Consider the following 14,117-nt stretch of genomic DNA (forward strand, 5'->3'; position numbering starts at 1 on the left):
TTGGTCCTGCATGAAATCACTGAGATGTATCGCATCTTCAGGCAGCACGAATAGATCGCTCAGACGAATTGTGGGCAATCCTGAGGTCGTTGTATGGGGGCCGCGGGCATCGCCGGCATCATTGCATCGCGTTTTCAGGCGAACCCAGACATCCCACGTCACCGGCCCGAATCGGTTAACCGTCCGTTCAAAGCTCAGCGTCTTCCCTCTCCCGATCCGATTTCACAAAGTCTCCTCAATTTCGCCATTGTTGCTCCGACTTTAGTCCCTATCATTCGCTCATCGTCAAAGCGACCGCGTACGGTTCGCTGTTGAGCTCAATAAGTCGTTCCAGGGCAGCAGAGGGTTGAAATGGCTGAACGTGAACATCGCACAGACCGCAACTGTCGATTCCGGTTGGGAGGTAACGCAGATTGATGACTATCAGCCTTCTTGTCGTCGAACCGGATCAATCAGTCCGGGATCAATTGCGCGTTCACCTGCATAAGAACCAGATCGCGCTCTCAGTCCTGTATAGCGCGGCTCAGCTTGTCAGCCGGGTGGAGCTGGAGTGTCCGTCAGCGATTCTATTGCGCGCCGAGTCGCCGATGATCGAAGCGCGAGATGCGCTCCGGCAACTGCGGCTAGCGGGCTACGACATGCCCATCTTCGTACACAGCACCTCCGACGAGATCGTCGACAAAATCGTCGCTTTCGAATTGGGTGCGGACGACTATATCGTCGACCCGGTCGATCCGTATGAGTTGGCCGCCAGAATCAAGCGCGCGGTGCACCGCTGCAACCGGACGCTTTGCGACGCGCCGGAGATTCGTGAAAAGGTTTCGTTCGGCAGTTACCAGATCGACTTCGCTACGCGACGTCTGCTCAAGAACGGCTGCGAAATTTCATTGCGATCCGGCGAGTTTGCTTTACTCAAGCTGTTCGCCAGCAACCCGATGCGAATATTGACGCGTTCTATGGTCAACAGCCAGCTAGGAAGGGCGGAGAGCCAGAAGGCCAGTCTGGATGTAGCGGTCTGCCGGCTGCGCGGCGTGATTGAGGACGATCCGTCCACCCCTAAGTTCATTCAGACCTTGCGCGGACGAGGCTATATGTTCGTCCCGTCGCCAGCGTCGCCACCCTCATATGGGGCGCGCGAAAGTGCGGGTTGTGTCGGGCTCAGGGCGTTCGGCGAACGAGGCACCGGGTTTGTATGACACAAGCGCCAACAGGAAGAACCGCTAAACAGTGCTATTTTTGACCTTCCGCCACCGCTAGCTGCATGATAGGCAAGGTCATCGTGGCGTCGATCACGTCGATATAGTCGACGTAATCCGTGTACAGGTTACTGGTCGCCGCCAGCAGACCACCGAACCCGTAATGGAAATCCGCCGTAACAATGGGCCTCAACCCCGAGGCGTAGTGGGCCCGTGACGCGCACCCGCTCAGATCATCCGCGATGCCCGCGGGACCGCTGCCATGGCCGGCTGCGAAAGCATTGACGCTCTCCAGGCGAAAACCATGGCGGATCGAAGGACAACAGAGCGATGCCACGACCAGAACGAGTATGAAGATGCGCATAGGGAAAGGCTCAAAGTTGATCTTCCAATTCAGACAGCCATAGGACACCGAAGTTTTTTTGGCTGAATTACCATCTCTTTCCGCTGGACTGGCATATTTTCGGCGAAGCGGGTCTGCAGCGCTCAGGCACGCCGCAGACGCACGCGGCCCGCAGGCGCAGCGGGGTCGTCCGCCAGAGTGTGACGCTGACCGTCGCGATGCATACGCACACGCTCCCTGATCTCAGCGACGGTCGCGGCGCCCCGCACGGCAATGCATGAATATTCACCACTGCGGCTGATCCACTCGACGATCCGGTAACACTCGCCCCACAGTTGCATGAGCGGCTCAGAAACGCGGCAGCCGCGTATCTTGACGACGTCCGCAACCGGTGCCGCGCTTACACCGCGTTCAGTCTTGCCGCGGGCTGTGGCGGCGGTGACCGTCTTTCTGCCGGGCCGGAAACCGCGCGACTCGGCACGGCTCACTGGTGAAGAGACTTGCATGAGATTGCTCCACTGACGGAACTAACCACCGAATACGGCCTCTTTGTCAGGCCATCGTAAAAGTGCCAACCCATCATATCCAGACAACACGCAGACACAACGAAGAAAGGATGGAGAAGTTGTGGAGATTCGATGGGAACTGCGGGTCGACGTCGCATTCATCTAGAATTCAGCCATGCAAAGTGAAACCATCCGCGTTCGTCCAAGCCGCCCTTTCGGAACCCTTCTCTCTCGCGCGCGGCCGCAGCAGCGAATGAAGATGCGCTTTGGCATCACTTGGAAAATGTTCCTCGCGGTACTCATCGCCTGCCTGACGATTTCCCTAACGATGGGATACGCCCTGCGCGTGAGCTTCGAGAACGGTTTCCTGCACTATGTTCGGGAGCGCAACGCCGGGCGCATCAAAGCTGTCATGGCGAAGGTGACAAGCGAATACGCCGTTCACGGCAACTGGAATTTCCTGCGGCAGCATCCCGACGCATGGCTCGCGCTACTGGACAGCGCCGCGCACGATGCGCTGCGCGAAGAACTCGCCACCGCGCAGTTGGGCAAGTTGCCGGGCTGGCGAACCTTTCCCGGAAGCGGCAGTGTTCAGCAACTGCTCGGACCGCTGTCGGGCCCGTCTGAAGGACCGCACTGGGGCATGCGCCTTCCCCCGGCGCCGCCGCGCAATCCGGACATCACGCTGGAGCGTGACCGTGTGTCGGCAAGCGGTGTCGTGGGCGGCGAAGGGAGTTATGACCGGACTCCCCCGCTGCCCTCTCAAGACAGCATGAGCCGCGACACGCCGCCCGAGGGGCCGCCCGTCACACTCTACGACGCCAGCCACGAACTCGTGGCGAGCTCAGGCCGGCCGCCACCACCCGGCAGCACGATGAGACCGGTTGTCTACAGCGGCAAGGTGGTGGGCTGGCTGTCCGTGAACGGCCCCGACACGCTTTCGGACGCGGCCGACATCGCCTTCCAAGCGCAGCAGAAGCGCTCGACGTGGGAGATCGCGGGCGTGGCAGTGGTGCTCGCGGCGCTCGTTGCACTGATACTGGCGCGCATCGTTCTCGCCCCGGTCAAGCGTTTGATGAACGCCACCCATCGCCTTGCCGGCGGCGACTACACGACACGGGTGCCGGCCGGTCGACGCGACGAGCTTGGCCGGCTCGCGGGTGACTTCAACGTGCTGGCCGATTCGCTACAAAAGGCCGAGCGCTCCAGGCGCGATTTCATTGCGGATATTTCACATGAGCTGCGCACGCCGCTCGCGGTGCTGCGCGGCGAGCTGGAAGCCATAGAAGACGGTGTGCATGTGTTCAACCGCGATTCGCTCACGTCGTTGCAAACCGAAGTGAACATGCTCAACAAGCTCATCGAGGATCTATACGAGCTGTCTCTGAGCGATGTAGGCGCACTCAGCTATCGCAAGACGCCAACCCATGTCGGGCAATTGACGCGAGCTTCGATCGAGGCCATGCGGGAGTCGTTCAAGGCGAAACGAATCGAGCTCGACCTGAGCTGCATGCCGGAAGTCGCCAACACGACTTTCGCCGTCGACCCCGCGCGTTTCGTCCAGTTACTGAAAAACCTGCTGCAAAACTCTTTGCGCTATACCGACCCGGACGGTCAGGTGCGCGTGTCGCTTTCGCAAAGCGCCAGCGGTTGGCAACTTGACGTGCAGGACTCGCTGCCCGGCGTGCCCGAGGCTGCGCTCGGTCATCTGTTCGACCGTTTCTATCGCGTGGACGAATCACGCCGCCGTCAGAACGGTGGCGCGGGCCTCGGCCTCTCGCTGTGCCACGCCATCGTGACGGCGCATGGCGGCACGATCGACGCCCTGGCCTCGCCACTCGGCGGCGTCTGGATCACGGCCCGCTTTCCGCCGGAAGGAGACTGACAACATGAACGAAGGGCGTCCGCCGCACATCCTGATTGTCGAGGATGAACCCAAGCTCGCCGCCGTGCTCGAAGCGTATTTGCACCTCGAGGGCTTCGCCACCACGATCCTCGACGACGGCCACCAGGTGATGCCATTCATTCGCTCAACACCGCCGGCGCTGATGCTGCTCGACCTCATGTTGCCCGGGCGCAGCGGCATGGATATCTGCCGGGAGCTACGGCAATTTTCGGCACTGCCCGTCATTATCCTGACCGCGCGCATCGACGAAATCGACCGTCTGCTGGGTCTTGAGATCGGTGCCGACGATTACGTCTGCAAACCATTCAGCCCGCGCGAAGTGGTTGCGCGTGTCAAGGCGATCCTGCGCCGTGCAACGCCTGCCGCAGCCGCCCCGGCGGCGGACGGTTTGCCCCAGGCGTCACGCGGTCTCGAAGTCGACGAGCAGTTTCATCATGCCTTACTCGACGGCAAGGAGCTCAAGCTCACGCCGCTTGAATTACGGCTCCTCGCGCTCCTGATGAAATCGCCGGGACGCATTTTTCCGCGCGACTACCTGCTAAGTCATCTCTACGCGGATCACCGGGTGGTTACCGACCGCACCATCGACAGCCATATCAAGAACCTGCGCCGCAAGCTGCAGGGCGCACGGCCGGATAGCGAGCCGATCGCGTCCGTGTACGGCGTAGGTTATCGCCTGGAAATCTGATCGCTATGCTCCGGTGCCTCATTGCCGCCCTCATCAGGCGCTAACCCTGTTCGAATTCAGCTCGCCTGCGCGACCGTTGTGTCAGGCGGCGGGCTCCATTGCGCGAATTCCTCGCTCAGAAAATCGACGCACACCCGCACCTTCGCCGACTGCGCGAGCCGCGCCGGATACACCGCCCACAGGTTCGCCGGTTGCGTGACATCCGGCAGAACCTGCTGCAACTGGCCGCTGTCGAGCAGCGGCCGCACGTCCCACATCGAACGCAGCACGATGCCGCGTCCCGCCAACGCCCATTGCACCGCCACCTCGCCGTGATTGGTCGACAACGGTCCCGTGACTTTGATCGACACCGCTTCCCCGCGCACCGTCAAACGCCACAGACCGAATGGATGGTCGCGCTCCTTGATCGCGAGACACGCATGCGACGACAGGTCGGCGACTTGCCGCGGCGTGCCGTGCCGGGCGAGATAGCCGGGCGACGCGCACAGCACGCGATGATTCGACGCGAGCCGTTTGGCAATCAGATGCGGGGCGATCTCGTCGCCGATCCGGATATCGAGGTCGAAGCCTTCACCGCCTACGTCGACGAGACGGTCGAACAGATCGAGCCGCACGCTCAGTTGCGGATAGCGCTCCGAAAACCTGGCCAACGCGGGCGCCACGAAACGGCGGCCAAAGCCGAAGCTGCTGGAAATGCGTAATTTGCCGCCGGGAATGCGGCGCGTGGTGGAGACGTCTTCCACGAGTTGGTCGACGTCGTCGAGAATTTTTTCGGCCCAGGTGTAGACCCGCTCGCCGGCTTCCGTGATCGCGACGCGTCGCGTGGAGCGATGCAATAAACGCGTACCAAGCGTAGTCTCGAGCACATTGATGCGTTTGCTGACGTACGCCGCGGACACCGACAGCGCCTCCGCCGCCGCGCTGAAGCTCGATTTGCGCGCCACTTCACAAAACACGCGCAAATCGCCGAGATCGGGTGACGGAACGGTATTCATAGGTCGCTTAATTGGCCACGGGTTTGTACACGAATCGTGCACAGTGGCTTAACTAAAGCGACCATTTTAGGCTTAAATGGCAGGAATAAAATAACCGTTCTCGAATCAGCGAAACATCGCGTTGGAATGTCGAACGCCCTAACGGAGGAGCAGAAGCATGTCGAAGACCTATCGGATTGCGGTCATACCCGGCGACGGCATCGGTGTCGAAGTGATGCCAGAAGCCATTCGCGCGCTCGAAGCGGTGAAAAAGCGCTTCGGCATCGAACTGGAGTATCAGCACATCGAATGGGCGAGCTGCGATTACCACGCAAAGCACGGCAAGATGATGCCGGACGACTGGAAAGCCCAACTGCAATCCGCCGACGCGATTCTGTTCGGCGCGGTCGGCTGGCCCGACACGGTGCCCGACCATATCTCGCTGTGGGGGTCGCTGCTGAAGTTCCGGCGCGAATTCGATCAGTACATCAACCTGCGCCCTGCCCGGCTCTTCGCCGGTGTGCCCTCGCCGCTCGCGGGACGCAAGGCGGGCGACATCGATTTCTGGATCGTGCGCGAGAACACCGAGGGCGAATATTCATCGGTGGGCGGCGTGATGTTCGAAGGCACCGAGCGCGAGTTCGTGCTGCAGGAATCCGTATTCACGCGGCACGGTAGCGAACGCGTGCTGAAGTTCGCGTTCGATCTGGCGCAACGGCGCGAACGCAAGAAGATCACCGTGGCCACAAAGAGCAACGGCATCGCGATCAGCATGCCGTGGTGGGACAAATGCGCGGCCGGCATCGCGGCGCAATACCCCGATGTGACGTGGGACAAGCAGCACATCGACATTCTCTGCGCGCGCTTCGTGCTGAACCCGGACCGCTTCGACGTGGTGGTCGCCACCAATCTGTTCGGCGACATCCTGTCCGATCTGGGTCCTGCCTGCACGGGCACGATCGGTCTCGCGCCGTCGGCCAATCTGAACCCGGATCGCAAGTTTCCCTCGCTGTTCGAACCCGTGCACGGTTCGGCGCCCGATATCGCCGGCAAGAATATCGCCAATCCGATCGCGATGATCTGGTCGGCCGCCATGATGCTCGACTTCCTCGGCAATCACGAGGGCGCGGAACGCGAGGCGCATGACGCGATTCTCGCGGCAATCGAAGCGACGCTGATCGAAGGTCCGCATACGGGCGATCTCGGCGGCAAGGCGAACACGACCGAAGTCGGCCAGGCCATCGCGGCTAAACTCGGCTAAGCCTGCCGATCCCAACCCTCTGCGAGGACACCGTCGAATGAGCACGGAAGCCTACCCCATCGAAGTCGAATTCCCCGATATTTCGGTTCACGAACAATCGTCGTCCGGCATCGCCTACGTTCACACGTTCGACTCCGGCGTGCCGGGACCGCATGTGATGATCAACGCGCTCACACACGGCAACGAAGTGTGCGGGGCGATTGTCGTCGACGAACTGCTGTGCTGCGCTTTGCGGCCGCGTCGTGGGCGTCTGACGCTCGCCTTTGCGAATGTCGCTGCGTATCAGCGCTTTGACCCGGCCAAGCCCGACGCCGCCCGCTTCGTCGATCAGGACTTCAACCGTGTTTGGACCGCCGCGGTGCTCGACGATACGTCGCGCACGTCGAGCGAATTGGCCCGAGCACGCGAGATGCGCCCGGTGATCGACACGGTCGACGCACTGCTCGATCTGCATTCGATGCATGAGAAGAGCAAGCCGCTGATCGTGGCGGGACCGCTGCAGAAAGGCATCGACCTTGCGGTACGTCTCGGCACACCCGCCACGGTGATCTGCGACGAGGGCCATCCCGAGGGCCGCCGCATGCGCGATTACGAAGGCTTCGGCACGGCGGACAGCGCGAAACACGCGTTGCTGATCGAATGCGGGCAACACTGGGAACAGAGTGCAGTCGCCGTGGCACGCAATACGACCGCGCGTTTCCTGCTGCTAGCCGGCGTGATCGACGAAACCGATCTGCCGGACGGGTGGCTGGCGCCCCTGCCGCCCACCCAGCACATCGTCCGCGTGACGCAGCCGGTGGTGGCGACCAGCATGGATTTCCGTTTCGCGGCGCCGTACACCGGCCTGGAGATCTTTCCGGATGCCGGCACGGTCATCGGCTGGTCGAACGGCGAAGCGGTGGTCACGCCTTACGACAACTGCATGCTCGTCATGCCGTCGCTGCGGCAGTTGCGCCCCGGCGTCACCGTCGTGCGACTGGGCAAGATAGAACAGACCGTCACGAACGCAAAGACGAACACGAGCGGCCGATGAATCGGCTCATGCACATTCAAAAGGTAACGTGAAAATGAAGGTTCAGAGCATCAAGCAAAGCGTGAGTCTGCAGAATCTGGAAGACTGGGGCACGGCAGGACTGCCCGGCACGACGCCGCTTCAGGTGTCGGGCGTGCAGCGCGTCATCAAGGGCAGCGAATCCATCGACACCGGCATTTTCGAATGCACGGCGGGCACGTACCGTCGCTCGATCAAGCAGGCCGAGGTGATGCACTTCCTCGCGGGGCGCGGCCGTTTCACGCCCGATAACGAAGAGACTGTTCATTTTGAAAGCGGCGACACGCTCTTTTTCGAAGCCAATACAGAAGGGCTTTGGGAAGTCGAGGAAACGATGCGTAAAGTTTATGTGATCTTCTAAGCACAGCGCCGAGCGCCACCCCTCGGCGCTTGCCCTCACACCTACTCCGCCCCGCTCCCGGCGCACCCTGCGCCGCGGCATCCACAGCCATTTCCACTGTCCTTTCGCTCTGCCTCAATCGATGGGCATCGGCACCATGCGGGTAATCCCGCGTTGCCCGTCGTTGTCAAACTACTTACAGTTCGACGTGTTCTTATAGAGAATCGGAGTTCTTTATACGAACAAAACAGGCGGAATTATCGGCGCACGAGTCACCCGTATCCGCTCGTAGGTCAAGGCAGGTCAACCTGTCCGAGTACTATGCACTGTTAAAGCGCATCGGCCTCTATGCGTTGCACGCATTCCAGCGCACCAACGGCAACACGCCCGGCGCGGCGGGTTCGGGCAACATCATCACGGTCACCGCAACCATCGGCGACAGCTTGCAGAGCACGCCGTCGTCGTCACGCAGCCTGTTCGCCGCCGGCGTAGGCATCGTGCACCGCGTTCAACCGGCGTACGATCGTAAAAGAAAGGAAGGCTCGTCACGACGAGCCTTTACGTATTCTGCAGTCAGGAGACCATCATGAGCCGCAGCACTGCTGTGAACGTTCAAACGTTTATCAACGAACATCCCTTCTCGCCGTTCCAGTGGCTCATCTTCTTCATGTGTTTCATCATCGTCCTGCTGGACGGTTTTGACACCGCCGCGATCGGCTTCATTGCACCCTCGCTGATCGCTGAATGGGGCATCACCCGGCCGGCGCTCGCGCCGGTGCTCAGCGCGGCGCTGTTCGGCCTCGCGTGCGGCGCGCTCGGCTCAGGGCCCTTGTCCGACCGGCTCGGACGGCGCTCGATGCTGCTTGGCTCGGTGCTGCTGTTCGGCGTGGCCTGCTTCGCCTCGGCGTTCTCGAACAGCATCGAACACCTGACGATCTTGCGCTTCATCACCGGCGTGGGTCTCGGCGCGGCGATGCCGAATGCCGTGACGATGATGGGTGAATATTGCCCCGATCGCCGCCGTGCGACCGTGATCAATCTGATGTTCTGCGGCTTTCCGCTGGGCGCGGCCTTCGGCGGCTTTCTCGCGGCGTGGATGATTCCGCATTTCGGCTGGCGCAGCGTGCTGCTGCTCGGCGGCATTACGCCGCTGTTGCTGCTGATCTTGCTGGTGCTGAAGATGCCGGAATCGGTTCGCTACATGGTGGCCAACAGCCAGCCGGTCGAACGGATCCGCGCAGCGCTCGCGCGTATTTCGAGCGAAGCGGCGCAGGCCGGCAGCTTCATCATGACCGAGACCGCACCGCAAACCGGCGGCAAAGGCATCAGCGTGGTGCTGTCGCGTTCGTACATCATCGGCTCGGTGATGCTGTGGATTGGCTACTTCATGGGTCTCGTGATCTTCTACGCGTCGATCAACTGGATGCCGATTCTGCTGAAGGACGCCGGACTCACGCCGCAACGCGCGACGCTGATTTCCGCGCTGTTCCCGCTCGGTGGCGTGGGCGCCGTGCTGTGCGGCGTGCTGATGGACCGGTTCAACGCGAACCGCATCATTGCGGCCTGCTACGCGCTGACCGCGGTGAGCGTGTACTTCATCGGCCAGGCTGTTGGCAATGTCGGCGCGCTGGTGTTCATCGTGTTCGTCGCGGGCGTGCTGATGAATACCGCACAGTCGTCGATGCCAGCGCTTGCCGCTGCGTTCTACCCGACCCAAGGTCGTGGTACAGGCGTGGCGTGGATGCTGGGGATCGGTCGCTTCGGCGGGATCGCGGGGTCGTTCCTCGTGGCCGAACTGACGCGCCGCCACTTCACGTTCGCGGGCATCTTCGCGATGGTCGCGGTGGCGGGTCTGATTTCGTGCGTAGCCTTGCTGATCAAGCAGGCGGCACGGCCCCATGTGGCGGCAGAGGCAGAAGCCAAAACGGAGTCGTTTGGGCATTGATTGAGTGGAAGGCCGGCACGCCGTGCCGACCTTGGATTGCCTGTTGCTTCTTGAAGCCGCCCATCTACCGGGCGGCTTTTTTTTCGGGTCTCTCGCGCGGCACATCGTCGCATCGCCATGCTTCCGGGTGGCTGCGCATCGGTTCGCAAGAGGGTGAGTGAAAGGCACCGTACGTCACTTCCCGATAAACTACGCCGTTATTGATTCGTGCGGGCGCGACGAAGGTGAATACCGCCGCTTTGCTCCGTCGCCCATCTAACGACAGGATTCTGGTAATGAAACGCGTAGTTGTATCGGCCGTGCTCGCGGTGTGCCTTGCCCAGCCGGCAGTGGAAGCCGTTGCCCAAACAGTCAGCGACCAATGTTTTGCGATCGGTGATATTGCCGGCCAGGTGGCCTCCTGGCGTGCGCACAAAAAAACCAAAGAGCAAGCGCTTGCCCAGGCGGCCAAGTACTACAACGATGAATCCGACCGGCAAGCGGTCGGCGCCATCATCGAGAAGATCTACCGTCCCGGCGCGCCGCACATGACGCCCGATCAGGCCAGCATGGCGTTCACATCGGAGTGCGCTAACCGGCAGAAATCGCAGGCTCCCACGCAGTAGTGCCTGCAGCCAGCGCGGATATTTCACTGCGATACCGGCGGGACCTGGCTACCGCTTGCGAAACGCGTCCAGCGACGCCAACGCGTTCCCGTGAAAATCGAACAGCGTGTTGTTATCCCACTGATCTCCCGCGCCGACTTTCCAGCCGACATTCGGCGTCGGGATCCATTCCGGCTCCCACCAGAACACCCCCTTGCCGTGGCCGCCGGGAATCGCCTTCACGATATCCGTCACCGCGCCGATAAACTGCGCCTGACCAGCCGGTGTTTGCGGGAACGTCGTGGAACCGGTGTTGGTCATCGAGTTGGGTTCCGAATCGCCGTCGCTGGTGGTCCACGGATACGCAGTCTCGACAACCATCACGTCCTTGTCATAGCGCGTCGCCATATCGTTCGCATTGTTCTGCAAATCGCTTAGCGAGCCTTGCCACTGCGGATAGTAGGACAAGCCGATCACATCGAACGTGACGCCACGCTGTACCGCGCTGTCGAACCACCAGCGGCTCGTCGCATTGTTGCCACCACTATCGAGGTGCAGCATGACCTTGATCCGTTCATCGACCGATTTGACCGCGTCGTGCCCAGCTTTCAGCAACTGTGCGAGGTTGTCCCACTGGTCGTACTTGCCGAGCGGCCACAGCATGCCGCCGGTGATTTCATTGCCCACCTGAACCCACTCCGGATGCACGCCATCGCGCTTGAGCATCGTGAGGACCTTCGACGTGTAATCGGACAGCAACGCACAGGTTTGCTCGATATCCTTGCCGGCCCAGTCATGAGGCGGGTATTGCTTGCCCGGATCGGCCCACCAGTCGCTGTAGTGGAAATCGATCAGCACGCGCATGCCGAGCGCGGCAGCGCGGCGAGCCAGCACGCGTACATGTTCGGCATTGTTGTAGCCGGCTGCGGGGCTTTGGTCGGCTGGAAAAAAGTTCGGATTGCCCGGATCGTTCCACACCTTGATGCGGATCGAATCGATGCCATGACTCTTCAGGATGAAGAGACAGTCGAGCGGCACGCCATGCTCGTAAAACTTCGCGCCATTTGCCTCGAGTTCCAGCAGCGTCGACACGTCAGCACCCTTCGCAAACCCCTTGCCGCGGCCGAACAGACCCAGTTCCCCGGCGACGGCAGGCACGCCGACCGTTGCACCCACACCAGCGGCGGCTCCAGCAGATGCGAGCCATCCGAGCATTTCTCTTCTGTTCATCTGTATCTCCTCCATCGTTTGAATGGCGGTTCCGTTGAAGGCCGCCTGTTCCGGGTTGAAGCGCTTAAATTTTTGCCTCCAATAGCGCCGTTTTTTACTTGCTTAAGCCCATTGACACGAGGGTCTACGCGTTTCTCCACGCGCAGACATCGCCCGTGTTCAACTGTGGGTGTCCCAGCACAAAAATCGCATTGACCGGTGCGGGCGCCTGCACTTGCTCCGGGCCGAAGTTGAACGCGAAGGTCAGATCGCCGCGTCGGCGAATGCGCAGGCCCTCAGCCAGCCATTGCGTCTCGATGCCCGCCTGCTTCGCGGCCTGCTGCAAAACCTCGCGATGCAACACGTGCGATAACCAACCGGCCACATAGCGCACCCTTCCGTGGGTGAGGATTGCCGGCCACGTGTCGTCGAATTGCGCGTCGAGCGTCGTCCCTGCATTGGCGCGAACGTGTTCGCGCCAATGCAGCGCGACACCTCGCGTGTCGCCTATCGAAAGCGCCGGCGTAAGCGTCGGGCGCAGCGTTTCGACTTCGAGCACCTGCATCGGCAGAACGCGTTGCAACGCACCGGGTGGCAAACTCGACGGAATGGCAAAGGTCGTCGTCTTCGAACCGCTCCGCGGACCAAATACCCATTGCGCCGAACTCCGCCCGATCTGATCGACGAGCGTGTCGTCGATCACGGCAATGCTCGGCACTACCACCAACTGGTACTGCGATAGATCGGCCTTGCTCGACACGATATCGACGTCGAGGCCGAGTTCTCGCAGCGCCTCGTAGTAGTCGAACGCCAGCGTCTGATAGTCGAAGGTTTTGCCATGGCGCTGAATCTCGAACATCCACTGCGTCTCGTAGTCGAACACGATCGCAGTGGCCGCGCGCGCCGGCACGCCGAGTCCGGACAGCGCCGGGGACGAGGCAATCTCACGTTCCACCTGCTGCACTTCGAGGCCGCCCGGCGAGAGTTCGTTGTTCGGCAAATTGAGGCCGGAATGCATCTGTTCCTGCGCATACGGACACTGACGCCAGCGGAAATACGACACCAGTTCCGCGCCATGCGCGAACGCTTCATACGCCCACAGCCTGACCATGCCCTTCGCCGGCACCGGATTCCAAGGCGCCCAGTTCACCGGCCCGGCCTGTTGCTCCATCACCCAGAAACGGCCACCGCCGATCGCGCGATAGCGGTCATGATCGAATGCAGAGACATCGGGATGCGCGGTGCGTGCGTAACGTGCCTTCTGCTCTTCAGGCAGTGCGATCGATTCGGTGCGCGCGATCGGATAGCTGTCCCACGCCGCCACGTCGAGCGCGTTGTCTTCGGCGAAGCGATAGTGATCGAAGGTCGTGAAGAAGCCCATGAAGTTGTGCAGCAGATCTGCCTCGGGTGCATGCTGACGCAGCACGTCGATCTGCTCGCGATGGAAGCTCGCTACCTCGTCCGACATGAAGCGGCGGAAGTCCAGCAGATGGATCGGATTGGCGTCCGTGGGCGTGAGGTTGGGCAGGCCAATGGCCTCGAACGACGGGTACTCCATGCTCCAGAACACGTTGCCCCACGCATCGTTCAACGCATCGACGCTCTCATAACGATGCTGCAGCCACGTCTGAAAGCGCGTCTTTGCCGCGCTCGAGTAACTCGGCACGGTCTCGTGGCAGCCGAGTTCGTTGTCGGTCTGCCATGCGACGATAGACGGATGCCGTCCGTAGCGCGCCGCCATCGCCGCGACGATGCGCACGCATTCGTGCCGATATATTTCGCTGGAAATATCGTAGTGACGACGCGAGCCAAAATTCCAACGCACGCCGTCCGCACGAACCGGCAACACGTCCGGATGCGCGTCGATCAACCACTTCGGCGGCGACGCCGTCGGTGTACCCAGCACGAGTTTCAGTCCCGCGGCGGCCAGCGTCTCGACGGCTTCGTCAAGCCAGCCCCAGGCGAATTCGCCGGCGCGCGGTTCCATCCGGCTCCACGCAAATTCCGCGATCCGCACATGCGTAATGCCGAGCTCGACCATACGTTTCGCATCGTCGGCCCACATCGAACGTGGCCATTGTTCTGGGTAATAGCAAACACCAAGTTGCATGAGA

The 14,117-nt window shown here is 61.4% G+C and carries 13 protein-coding genes and 1 pseudogene; 9 read left to right on the forward strand and 5 right to left on the reverse strand.

The window, feature by feature from the left end:
- Positions 1-416: 416 nt before the first annotated feature.
- On the forward strand, positions 417-1,196 hold the full coding sequence (locus tag PQQ96_RS13965) for a winged helix-turn-helix domain-containing protein (protein WP_408292501.1): 780 nt from the start codon (positions 417-419) through the stop codon (positions 1,194-1,196).
- Positions 1,197-1,230: 34 nt separating this feature from the next.
- Here the strand turns inward: PQQ96_RS13965 and PQQ96_RS13970 are convergent, their stop codons facing one another.
- Positions 1,231-1,560: a hypothetical protein gene (locus tag PQQ96_RS13970; protein ID WP_408292503.1), complete on the reverse strand. Its 330-nt coding sequence runs from the start codon at positions 1,558-1,560 to the stop codon at positions 1,231-1,233.
- 122 nt (positions 1,561-1,682) lie between these two features.
- On the reverse strand, positions 1,683-2,045 hold the full coding sequence (locus PQQ96_RS13975) for a DUF2866 domain-containing protein (protein ID WP_408292505.1): 363 nt from the start codon (positions 2,043-2,045) through the stop codon (positions 1,683-1,685).
- Positions 2,046-2,298: 253 nt separating this feature from the next.
- On the opposite strand from PQQ96_RS13975, the gene PQQ96_RS13980 reads away from it, so the two are divergent.
- A complete protein-coding gene (locus tag PQQ96_RS13980; protein WP_408292507.1) occupies positions 2,299-3,930 on the forward strand; it encodes an ATP-binding protein in 1,632 nt (543 codons plus the stop codon).
- A 4-nt stretch (positions 3,931-3,934) separates the two neighbouring features.
- Positions 3,935-4,639: a response regulator gene (locus PQQ96_RS13985; RefSeq protein WP_408292508.1), complete on the forward strand. Its 705-nt coding sequence runs from the start codon at positions 3,935-3,937 to the stop codon at positions 4,637-4,639.
- Between the two features lie 56 nt (positions 4,640-4,695).
- On the opposite strand, the gene PQQ96_RS13990 is transcribed toward PQQ96_RS13985, so the two are convergent.
- Positions 4,696-5,634 (reverse strand): LysR substrate-binding domain-containing protein, encoded by a 939-nt coding sequence (locus PQQ96_RS13990; RefSeq protein WP_408292510.1) that lies wholly within the window; start codon positions 5,632-5,634, stop codon positions 4,696-4,698.
- A 157-nt stretch (positions 5,635-5,791) separates the two neighbouring features.
- Between PQQ96_RS13990 and PQQ96_RS13995 the strand changes: the two genes are divergently transcribed.
- The 6 genes and pseudogenes from PQQ96_RS13995 (at position 5,792) to PQQ96_RS14020 (ending at position 10,815) form a co-directional block, all read left to right on the forward strand.
- Positions 5,792-6,874 (forward strand): tartrate dehydrogenase, encoded by a 1,083-nt coding sequence (locus tag PQQ96_RS13995; RefSeq protein ID WP_408292512.1) that lies wholly within the window; start codon positions 5,792-5,794, stop codon positions 6,872-6,874.
- Positions 6,875-6,911: 37 nt separating this feature from the next.
- Positions 6,912-7,907 (forward strand): M14 family metallopeptidase, encoded by a 996-nt coding sequence (locus tag PQQ96_RS14000; protein ID WP_408292514.1) that lies wholly within the window; start codon positions 6,912-6,914, stop codon positions 7,905-7,907.
- A 34-nt stretch (positions 7,908-7,941) separates the two neighbouring features.
- A complete protein-coding gene (locus PQQ96_RS14005; RefSeq protein ID WP_408292516.1) occupies positions 7,942-8,286 on the forward strand; it encodes a cupin domain-containing protein in 345 nt (114 codons plus the stop codon).
- Between the two features lie 275 nt (positions 8,287-8,561).
- Positions 8,562-8,771 (forward strand): annotated as a pseudogene (locus tag PQQ96_RS14010) (porin); the annotation flags it as partial.
- Positions 8,772-8,851: 80 nt separating this feature from the next.
- Positions 8,852-10,210: an MFS transporter gene (locus PQQ96_RS14015; protein ID WP_408292517.1), complete on the forward strand. Its 1,359-nt coding sequence runs from the start codon at positions 8,852-8,854 to the stop codon at positions 10,208-10,210.
- Between the two features lie 275 nt (positions 10,211-10,485).
- Positions 10,486-10,815, forward strand: a complete 330-nt coding sequence (locus PQQ96_RS14020; protein ID WP_408292519.1) for a hypothetical protein — start codon at positions 10,486-10,488, stop codon at positions 10,813-10,815.
- A gap of 48 nt (positions 10,816-10,863) precedes the next feature.
- Here the strand turns inward: PQQ96_RS14020 and PQQ96_RS14025 are convergent, their stop codons facing one another.
- Positions 10,864-12,024, reverse strand: a complete 1,161-nt coding sequence (locus PQQ96_RS14025; protein WP_408292521.1) for a glycoside hydrolase family 53 protein — start codon at positions 12,022-12,024, stop codon at positions 10,864-10,866.
- Positions 12,025-12,148: 124 nt separating this feature from the next.
- Positions 12,149-14,113: a beta-galactosidase gene (locus PQQ96_RS14030; RefSeq protein WP_408292523.1), complete on the reverse strand. Its 1,965-nt coding sequence runs from the start codon at positions 14,111-14,113 to the stop codon at positions 12,149-12,151.
- Between the last annotated feature and the right edge of the window lie 4 nt (positions 14,114-14,117).

The organism is Paraburkholderia sediminicola (assembly GCF_046027825.1).
Classification (GTDB): domain Bacteria; phylum Pseudomonadota; class Gammaproteobacteria; order Burkholderiales; family Burkholderiaceae; genus Paraburkholderia; species Paraburkholderia sediminicola_D.

What these genes read in the sequence shown, in the direction of transcription:
- PQQ96_RS14020 (WP_408292519.1), top strand. Translation starts at nt 10,486, where the DNA reads ATGAAACGCGTAGTTGTATCGGCCGTGCTCGCGGTGTGCCTTGCCCAG.
- PQQ96_RS14015 (WP_408292517.1), top strand. Translation starts at nt 8,852, where the DNA reads ATGAGCCGCAGCACTGCTGTGAACGTTCAAACGTTTATCAACGAACAT.
- PQQ96_RS13975 (WP_408292505.1), bottom strand. Translation starts at nt 2,045, where the DNA reads ATGCAAGTCTCTTCACCAGTGAGCCGTGCCGAGTCGCGCGGTTTCCGG.
- PQQ96_RS14025 (WP_408292521.1), bottom strand. Translation starts at nt 12,024, where the DNA reads ATGAACAGAAGAGAAATGCTCGGATGGCTCGCATCTGCTGGAGCCGCC.
- PQQ96_RS14000 (WP_408292514.1), top strand. Translation starts at nt 6,912, where the DNA reads ATGAGCACGGAAGCCTACCCCATCGAAGTCGAATTCCCCGATATTTCG.
- PQQ96_RS13985 (WP_408292508.1), top strand. Translation starts at nt 3,935, where the DNA reads ATGAACGAAGGGCGTCCGCCGCACATCCTGATTGTCGAGGATGAACCC.
- PQQ96_RS13980 (WP_408292507.1), top strand. Translation starts at nt 2,299, where the DNA reads ATGAAGATGCGCTTTGGCATCACTTGGAAAATGTTCCTCGCGGTACTC.
- PQQ96_RS13995 (WP_408292512.1), top strand. Translation starts at nt 5,792, where the DNA reads ATGTCGAAGACCTATCGGATTGCGGTCATACCCGGCGACGGCATCGGT.
- PQQ96_RS13970 (WP_408292503.1), bottom strand. Translation starts at nt 1,560, where the DNA reads ATGCGCATCTTCATACTCGTTCTGGTCGTGGCATCGCTCTGTTGTCCT.
- PQQ96_RS13965 (WP_408292501.1), top strand. Translation starts at nt 417, where the DNA reads ATGACTATCAGCCTTCTTGTCGTCGAACCGGATCAATCAGTCCGGGAT.
- PQQ96_RS13990 (WP_408292510.1), bottom strand. Translation starts at nt 5,634, where the DNA reads ATGAATACCGTTCCGTCACCCGATCTCGGCGATTTGCGCGTGTTTTGT.
- PQQ96_RS14005 (WP_408292516.1), top strand. Translation starts at nt 7,942, where the DNA reads ATGAAGGTTCAGAGCATCAAGCAAAGCGTGAGTCTGCAGAATCTGGAA.
- PQQ96_RS14030 (WP_408292523.1), bottom strand. Translation starts at nt 14,113, where the DNA reads ATGCAACTTGGTGTTTGCTATTACCCAGAACAATGGCCACGTTCGATG.